The 8,351-nt window shown below is 43.8% G+C and carries 8 protein-coding genes; all 8 read left to right on the top strand.

Going from position 1 to position 8,351, the window contains the following annotated elements:
* Positions 1-292: hypothetical protein (locus V7Q33_RS22845; RefSeq protein WP_333821419.1), on the top strand; the 292-nt coding region annotated here is incomplete at its 5' end.
* A gap of 95 nt (positions 293-387) precedes the next feature.
* Positions 388-2,172 carry a translation elongation factor 4 gene (gene lepA, locus V7Q33_RS22840; RefSeq protein ID WP_331977111.1) on the top strand — a complete coding sequence of 595 codons (1,785 nt, stop codon included), beginning with the start codon at positions 388-390 and terminating at the stop codon, positions 2,170-2,172.
* Positions 2,173-2,187: 15 nt separating this feature from the next.
* Positions 2,188-3,081, top strand: a complete 894-nt coding sequence (locus tag V7Q33_RS22835) for a bifunctional 5,10-methylenetetrahydrofolate dehydrogenase/5,10-methenyltetrahydrofolate cyclohydrolase (protein WP_331977109.1) — start codon at positions 2,188-2,190, stop codon at positions 3,079-3,081.
* Between the two features lie 29 nt (positions 3,082-3,110).
* Positions 3,111-3,737, top strand: coding sequence for a 7-carboxy-7-deazaguanine synthase QueE (locus V7Q33_RS22830; RefSeq protein ID WP_331977107.1), 627 nt, complete (start codon positions 3,111-3,113; stop codon positions 3,735-3,737).
* Position 3,738: 1 nt separating this feature from the next.
* Entirely contained in the window at positions 3,739-4,707 is a 969-nt protein-coding gene (locus V7Q33_RS22825; RefSeq protein WP_331977105.1) for an aminodeoxychorismate synthase component I, read from the top strand.
* Positions 4,691-5,287 carry an aminotransferase class IV gene (locus V7Q33_RS22820; RefSeq protein ID WP_331977103.1) on the top strand — a complete coding sequence of 199 codons (597 nt, stop codon included), beginning with the start codon at positions 4,691-4,693 and terminating at the stop codon, positions 5,285-5,287. Before V7Q33_RS22825 ends, V7Q33_RS22820 begins: the two co-directional genes overlap by 17 nt.
* 69 nt (positions 5,288-5,356) lie before the next feature.
* Positions 5,357-7,273 carry an OmpA family protein gene (locus V7Q33_RS22815; protein ID WP_333821417.1) on the top strand — a complete coding sequence of 639 codons (1,917 nt, stop codon included), beginning with the start codon at positions 5,357-5,359 and terminating at the stop codon, positions 7,271-7,273.
* 431 nt (positions 7,274-7,704) lie between these two features.
* A partial coding sequence (locus V7Q33_RS22810) for a carboxypeptidase-like regulatory domain-containing protein (RefSeq protein ID WP_333821416.1) occupies positions 7,705-8,351 on the top strand: 647 nt, incomplete at its 3' end.

Genomic DNA, 8,351 nt, shown 5'->3' with positions numbered 1-8,351 from the left:
TTTTCCCATCACCGTTGACCGTGATTTTTTATGGGTAAAAAAATACAAAGCCACTGCTACGCCTGAGGTTTTCTTACTGAATAACAACGATCATGTCTATTACCAGGGTGCTATCGATAACTGGTTCTTCGACCTGGGGAAGTATCGCCAGCAGATAACCGAGCATTACCTGATCGATGCAATCAATGCCGTGCTGGAAGGTCACGAACCAGCCATCAGCCATACTGAAAGCGTTGGGTGCATTATTCAGCAGCCGTCTTCTAAAAAATCTTCGGGCAAGCGTCCTGGCTAGGGACAGATTGTGCTCTCAAACCCGGTTTCCCGTCAAGCGAAATCCATCAATAATTCCTACTTTTGCATTCCTAAATTTTTGAGGAACAGACGGGAATGGAAAACATCCGCAATTTTTGCATAATAGCCCACATCGACCACGGGAAAAGTACGCTGGCCGACCGCTTACTGGAATTTACGGGCACATTGAACGAGCGCCAAATGGAAGCACAGGTACTCGACAACATGGACCTTGAAAAAGAAAAAGGTATCACCATCAAGGCGCACGCAATCCAGATGAACTACAAACTGGATGGCAAAGAATATATTCTCAACCTGATCGATACACCAGGCCACGTTGACTTCTCTTATGAAGTTTCGCGTTCCATCGCAGCCTGCGAAGGCGCGTTGCTGATTGTGGATGCCAGCCAGGGCATTGAAGCACAAACGATCTCTAACTTATACCTGGCACTTGAACATGATCTGGAAATTATTCCGGTGATGAATAAGATCGATCTTCCGCATGCTATGCCGGAAGAAGTAACAGACGAAATTGTAGACCTGATCGGTTGCAAACGCGAAGATGTTATCCGCGCCAGCGCCAAAGAAGGTAAAGGTATAGAAGATATACTCAAGGCGGTTGTACATCGCATCAAACCACCGAAAGGTAATCCGAACGATTCGCTGCAGGCGATGATCTTCGATTCGGTGTTCAATTCTTTCCGCGGTATTGAAATATACTTCCGCGTATTCAACGGTTCTATCAAGAAGGGCGACAAGATCAAATTTGTAAGCACCGGCCAGGAGTATAATGCTGATGAGATCGGCGTACTCAAACTGGATAAACAACCCAGAGCTGAAATAGGTACAGGGAACGTAGGCTACCTGATCTCCGGTATAAAAGTTGCCAGCGAGGTGCATGTGGGTGATACCATCACCAGCATCGTAAACCCTGCTGAATCGGTAAAAGGGTTTGAGCAGGTTAAACCGATGGTGTTTGCCGGTATATATCCCGTAGAAACATCCGAGTTCGAAGAACTTCGTGATGCGATGGAGAAACTTCAGCTCAACGATGCTTCACTCGTATGGGAGCTTGAAACATCGGCAGCACTTGGTTTTGGTTTCCGCTGCGGCTTCCTGGGTATGCTGCACATGGAAATTATACAGGAGCGATTGGAACGTGAGTTCAACATGACGGTAATCACTACCGTACCTTCTGTGCAATTCAAAGCATACCTCACTGACGGTACAGAGATCAGCATTAACGCTCCTTCCGAGATGCCTGACCCTACCAGACTCGACAGAATAGAAGAACCTTATATCAAAGCTCAGATTATTTCGAAAGCAGAATATATAGGGCCTATCATTACGCTGTGTATGGATAAGCGTGGCATCATCAAGAACCAGAATTATCTTACTACCGATCGCGTAGAGATGACATTCGAAATGCCACTTTCTGAAATTGTGTTTGATTTCTTCGATAAACTGAAAACAATTTCACGCGGTTATGCTTCATTGGATTACCACCTGATAGGTTTCCGTGAATCAGACATGGTGAAACTTGATGTAATGCTGAATGGTGATAAGGTAGATGCATTGAGCGCCATTGTACACCGTGGCAAATCGCAGGAGTGGGGAAGAAAGCTTTGCGAAAAACTGAAAGAGCTGATACCGCGCCACATGTTCGAAGTAGCGATACAGGCGGCTATCGGGCAAAAGATTGTAGCACGCGAAACGATCAGTGCCATTCGCAAGAACGTGATCGCGAAATGTTATGGTGGTGATATATCGCGTAAGCGTAAACTTCTGGAGAAACAGAAGAAAGGTAAAAAACGCATGCGCCAGATCGGAACCGTAGAAGTTCCGCAGGAAGCTTTCATGGCCGTGTTGAAAATCGATTAATCTGAAGTATATATAATGCAGGAAACCGTAACGACATCCTATACACTCATTGACGGGAAAAAGATATCAACCGATATCAAGAATGAAATTGCCGCACAGGTGGCTGAACGCAAACAGGCCGGTAAAAAAGTACCACACCTGGCAATCATTCTGGTGGGAGATGATGGTGCCAGCCAAACGTATGTGGATAACAAAGTGAAAGCATGCAAATCTGTAGGCTTTCATTATACCATGATGCGCTTTGCCGACACGATCAGTGAAGAGAAATTGTTGAAGCACATCGACCATGTGAACAACGATGATGATGTAGACGGATTTATCGTACAGCTTCCCTTGCCTCCGCATATATCGGTAGAGCGCGTTACAGAAAAGATCCGTTCCGATAAAGATGTGGATGGATTTACGAACCACAACTTTGGAAGTATAATTTCAAAGAAACCATTGCTCATGCCGGCAACACCGTTTGGTGTGATGGAACTGCTGCGCAGGTATAACATCGACACAGAAGGCAAACATGCTGTAGTAGTAGGTGCCAGCCGTATTACCGGTGCGCCGTTGAGTATGATGCTTACTGAGCTTGGTCACGCAACGGTAACGATATGCCATAAGTATACAAAAGACCTGGCCTCTTATACCCGAGCTGCCGATATACTATTGGTAGCTGTTGGTAAACCCGGTCTTATTACAGCCGATATGGTAAAAGAAGGCGCTGTAGTAATTGACATCGGTACCACTCGCGTGGAAGGGCCAGAATATCCGAAAGGCTGGGCTATAAAAGGCGATGTTGATTTTAAAGCCGTAGCACCCAAAGCATCTTATATTACACCGGTTCCGGGAGGCGTTGGTCCGATGACGATCGCATCGTTATTGCTCAACACGCTGCGAGCTACCGAACTGCAGAATCCATAGTTTTGTTTGGGCGTTATGCCCATTCCTCAATGCCTGAAATAACACGTACGATACAGCAAGCCACTCTTCCGTTGATGGAAGATTTTTATACCATTCAGGGTGAAGGGTATTACCAGGGCTCAGCTGCATACTTTCTCCGCCTCGGTGGATGCGATGTAGGTTGCGTGTGGTGCGATGTAAAAGAATCGTGGGATGCAGCAGCGCATCCACAGGTAGCGGTGCAGGAGATGGCAAGTCGTGTAAAGAAAAGTGGCAGTCCTATCGCGGTGATTACGGGAGGCGAACCTGTGATGTATGATCTTACTGCACTCACGGCCGCTATAAAAAGTGAAAGTATACGTACGCATATTGAAACATCCGGTGTATATCCGCTAACTGGTATGTGGGACTGGGTTTGTTTCTCGCCCAAGAAATTCAAAGCACCTGATGCTTCTATTTTCAATAGGGCCGATGAGCTGAAAGTTATAGTGTATAACAAAAGTGATTTTGAGTGGGCAGAAAGCTTTGCTGCTAAAGTCCGCCCGGCATGTCAGCTATACCTGCAACCGGAATGGTCTAAAGAAAAAGAAATGCTCCCTCAGATCATCGAATATGTAAAGGCCCATCCGCAGTGGCAGATATCCTTGCAGGTACATAAGTACATGAACATTCCATAGTATGACCTTGCCAGAGTTCATCGATCAAATGAATCAGTGGGGACAAGCGAAAGTCCCCTTTTTGTTTATGGTGGATTTTGAAATGGAGCGTCCTGTAATTTTAAAACTGGATGAGATTGATAGCACTTCCATCCTTTTCAACATCAATGGTAAGACCAATACTTCACAGAAGAAGCGTTTGGGCTCTGCACAAATTGAAGCCTTGCCCGGTTCGCTGGCCGAATACAAACGTAAATTCGATATAGTATACGATCGCCTGGCTTACGGTGATTCTTTCCTTACGAACCTCACATTGAAAACGCCGGTTATACTACAGGCATCGCTTCAGGAGTTATTTTACCTGAGCCGGGCGAAGTATAAACTCTGGATGGATAATCACTTCCTGGTATTTTCCCCGGAAACTTTTATCCAGATACAGGACGGTAAAATATACTCTCACCCTATGAAGGGGACTATTGATGCGTCTTATCCAAATGCGCGCCAAGTAATTCTAAATGACAGGAAAGAAGAAGCCGAACATACCACGATAGTAGATCTTATTCGAAATGATTTAAGCCAGGTGGCAACACATGTACGAGTGAATCGTTTTCGCTATATTGAAGAACTAAAAACGAGTAAGAAAAATCTGCTGCAGGTAAGCTCGGAAATCGTTGGTAATCTGCCAGTCGACTACAGGTCGATGTTGGGTGATATATTGGTAAAGCTGCTTCCGGCTGGTTCGGTGAGTGGAGCTCCCAAGCAAAAAACACTGGAGATTATACAGAAAGCTGAGGGCGAAAAGCGTGGATATTATACAGGTGTTGTCGGATATTTTGATGGTCACGATCTCGATAGCGGAGTAATGATTCGCTTCATCGAAAAAGAGCGAGGCACATTTTTTTACAGGAGCGGTGGAGGTATAACTACGCAAAGTACAGTAGCAGCGGAGTATCAGGAAACCATTGATAAAGTGTATGTCCCTGTTGATTGAATCTATAAAATTATTAGACGGAAAATATTACAACCTGTCGCATCACGAGCAGCGTATGAACCGCTCGCTGAAGTACCTTTGTGGCACGCACGATTATATAGATCTGGAAGAATTTCTGTCGAATATCGATAAGCCCGAGCAGGGATTGTTCAAATGCCGCATTGTGTATGACGATGTAGCCCGTGAGGTAGAGTTTTTGCCCTACGAATATAAAAAGATCAGCAGCCTGCGCATTGTCGAACACGACCGCATCAACTATGAATTTAAATATACCGACAGGAAGCTGATCAATCGTTTATTCGACCTTCGGAAAGATTGCGATGATATTCTCATAGTGAAGCGCGGCTTTGTTACAGATTCATCGTATTCCAATATTGTATTCAGAAAAAACAAACATTGGGTTACCCCGTGGTCAGCCCTTCTTAAAGGCACACAGCGCCAGAAGCTTCTGGAACAAAATATTATTGAAGAAGATGACATTCGCATAGAGGATATCCGATCGTTCGAGTCCTTTAAGCTTATCAATGCCATGTTCGAATTTGATGGCGAAGAGATTGATGTATCCAACATTGTTTTTTAGTTTTAAACACGAATAGGTCACCATGCTGGCCGGATTTTTTATCATTTTAACTTCACCAGATATTTTTTCATGAATCGTATTGCAATAGTACTTCTTGTTTTCCTGTCGTATGCAGCGATGGCTCAGGTCCAGCTAAGCACCAAATCCAAGAAAGCAATTGAGTACTATACACAAGCCGATAATTATCGCGTTCGCGGTCAGTTTGCACAAGCTATCGAGTTACTGAATCAGGCCATTGATAAAGATGACAAGTTTGTTGAAGCTTACTACCGTCTGGGGCTGGTATACCAGAACATGAAGAACTACGCTGAGGCGTTAAAGAATTATGAGAAAGGCCTTAGCCTTACCACTGATCTTCGTAAACAAAAAACCTTTTGGTACGACATGGGTGAAGCCTATATCGCTACCGGGGAATATGAAAAAGCGATGAGAGTGTTGAGCTTGTTTGTGAACAACGAAACCTTGAATAAGCAGAAATTAGAGCGTGCAGCTTCATTATTCAAGAGCGCAGAATTTGCTTTTAATAATAAAGACAATGTCTCGGCTTTCCATCAAAAGCCTTTGAGTGACACAGTAAATTGTTTTGCTACACAATATTTCCCGGTGCTCACAGCCGATCAGCAACAACTCATTTTTACCCGAAGAACCAGTAACGATCCGAATGCTGATGAAGATATAGTTATTTCCGGAAAAGATGCACAAGGACGCTGGATAACTCCGGTATCAATATCGAGGAATATAAATAGCCGACTGAACGAAGGCACCTGTGCCATATCTGCCGATGGAAGAAAACTGATATTTACTTCTTGCGTGGGCAGAGATGGTATCGGGAGCTGCGATCTTTATGAAACAAGAAAGATCGGTGAAGATTGGACAGTGCCAAAAAACCTCGGTCCCAATGTAAACAGCGTTGCGTGGGAGTCGCAACCAACGCTATCGGCAGATGGCAGAACGCTATATTTTGTTTCCGACCGAAGATCAGGTTTGGGGCGCAGAGATATATGGGTTACGTCATTAGATGAAAATGGCAAATGGACAAAAGCAGTAAATGCAGGTAAACCGATCAATTCTGTATTTGATGAGATATCGCCCTTCATTCACGTAAACAATAAAACACTATACTTTGCATCCAATGGCCTGCCTGGCTTTGGCGGCTATGATCTCTTTTTTGTTGAGAAAGATTCTGCCGGGTGGTCGGCTCCTAAAAATATAGGTGCTCCTATTAATAATCATGATGATCAGTTCTCGCTGTTTATCACAGCCGATGGAAAAAAAGGATATTACTCGCACGAAGAAAATGCAGCAGGAGGAACCCGCAGCCGCATCTTTGAAATGCAGATTCCGGAAGAAAACCAATTGAAATATAGAAGTAATTATGTACGGGGTATTGTTCGCGATAAACAAACGCGCCAGGTGTTATCTGCCAAAATTGAGCTTATCAATATTTCGAAGAATCAGATTGAATCTTTGGTGGAATCTGACTCGGTAACCGGAGAATATCTCATGGTATTAACGCAAGGTGCCGACTATGCCCTATATGTAAATAAAGAAGGGTACTTGTTCAAAAGTCTGCATTTCAATTATACGGAGACATTTGATTTCAAACCCGTTGTGCTCGATGTAGATCTTGAAAAAGCATCTATTGGATCGCGCGTGGTTCTCAACAATATCTTCTTTGATGTAGACAAGTATGAGTTGAAGAGTACTTCTATTACCGAGCTTAAAAAGATTATCCGTTTTCTTACCGAGAATCCTAAAGTGCGTGTCGAGATAGGTGGCCACACCGATAACTCGGGCGCTGCCGCTTATAATAGAAGCCTTTCCGAAAAGCGGGCGTTGGCTGTATACAATTATTTAGTTTCTAACGGAGTCGATAAAGGCCGCCTTACACCTAAAGGATACGGTCCTGACCTGCCCATTGCTCCCAACAATACAGAGGATTCCCGGCAACTCAATCGAAGGATCGAATTCAAAATTATCAAGTAATTGCCTATACGATAGACGAAGAGAAAAAGCACCTGCTGTGAAGTGAGGGAGCTGTGTACAATATTTTGCTTCTATAGGAGGCTAGATAAAGTCTGCCTTGTGTAGAAATAATTGGGGGATTGATTCACTCATTAGGCAACTCAATATAGAGTAGCAATGACAGATAAATTCTGAAAATTGAATTCAAATAATCAAGTTAAATTTTACGGTATAGTATTGCAACGTGTTGTCCGGGACGTAAACCGTTGAAATGCTGTTTTAACACGATTTCTGACAGCTAAATGCTATTTAATCAACATTTTCAATAACGCTAATAGTAGTATTTTTTTTGACTTTATATACTTATTTTGGTGGACTCACCTTTTGTGAGTTATTATTTTGTTATAAGTTTGGTCGCATATTTAAATTTTCATTAACCTAAATTTTACAGTATGAAGAGAATTCTACTCGTATGCTTGACAGCGGTGTTTGCATTCGCCAGTAGCGAATTGTGGGCACAGGAGCGAACGGTCACAGGCCGGGTCACTTCCGCTGAAGACGGATCGGGTCTTCCTGGGGTGAACGTTGTTCTAAAGGGTACCACCAACGGTACAGTTACAACTGTTGATGGTGACTACTCCATTAATGTACCAGCGGCCGGAGGTACCCTCGTATTTTCATTCATCGGCCTTCAATCACAAGAGATCGAGGTAGGAAGCAGAAATAAAATCGATGTTCCCATGTCGCAGGATGTAACACAGCTCTCAGAAGTTGTGATCACCGGTGCGATGGGTTTGCAGAAGCAGGCGAAAGAACTTGGTTACGCTGCATCTACTATCTCGAACAAAGACATTACCATGGCAAAGGCAGTTGACGTTGCCCAGTCCTTGAATGGTAAAATTTCCGGTGTAAACATTACGACTACAAACAGTAGCGTTTTTCAAAACTCAAAAATCAACATCAGAGGTATCCGCTCTTTGACTGGTAACAACCAACCTATGCTTGTTGTAGATGGAGCACAAGTTCCACTAAGTTTGCTTTACTCTATCTCCCCTGAAGATATCGCAGACATGACTGTATTGAAAAGTGGTGCTTCTGC

Origin of the sequence: Ohtaekwangia sp., assembly GCF_036786105.1 — a bacterium.
Lineage (GTDB): Bacteria > Bacteroidota > Bacteroidia > Cytophagales > Cyclobacteriaceae > Ohtaekwangia.
This window is presented reverse-complemented; position numbering and strand designations above follow the sequence as displayed.

What these genes read in the sequence shown, in the direction of transcription:
- lepA (WP_331977111.1), top strand. Translation starts at nt 388, where the DNA reads ATGGAAAACATCCGCAATTTTTGCATAATAGCCCACATCGACCACGGG.
- V7Q33_RS22835 (WP_331977109.1), top strand. Translation starts at nt 2,188, where the DNA reads ATGCAGGAAACCGTAACGACATCCTATACACTCATTGACGGGAAAAAG.
- V7Q33_RS22830 (WP_331977107.1), top strand. Translation starts at nt 3,111, where the DNA reads ATGCCTGAAATAACACGTACGATACAGCAAGCCACTCTTCCGTTGATG.
- V7Q33_RS22825 (WP_331977105.1), top strand. Translation starts at nt 3,739, where the DNA reads ATGACCTTGCCAGAGTTCATCGATCAAATGAATCAGTGGGGACAAGCG.
- V7Q33_RS22820 (WP_331977103.1), top strand. Translation starts at nt 4,691, where the DNA reads ATGTCCCTGTTGATTGAATCTATAAAATTATTAGACGGAAAATATTAC.
- V7Q33_RS22815 (WP_333821417.1), top strand. Translation starts at nt 5,357, where the DNA reads ATGAATCGTATTGCAATAGTACTTCTTGTTTTCCTGTCGTATGCAGCG.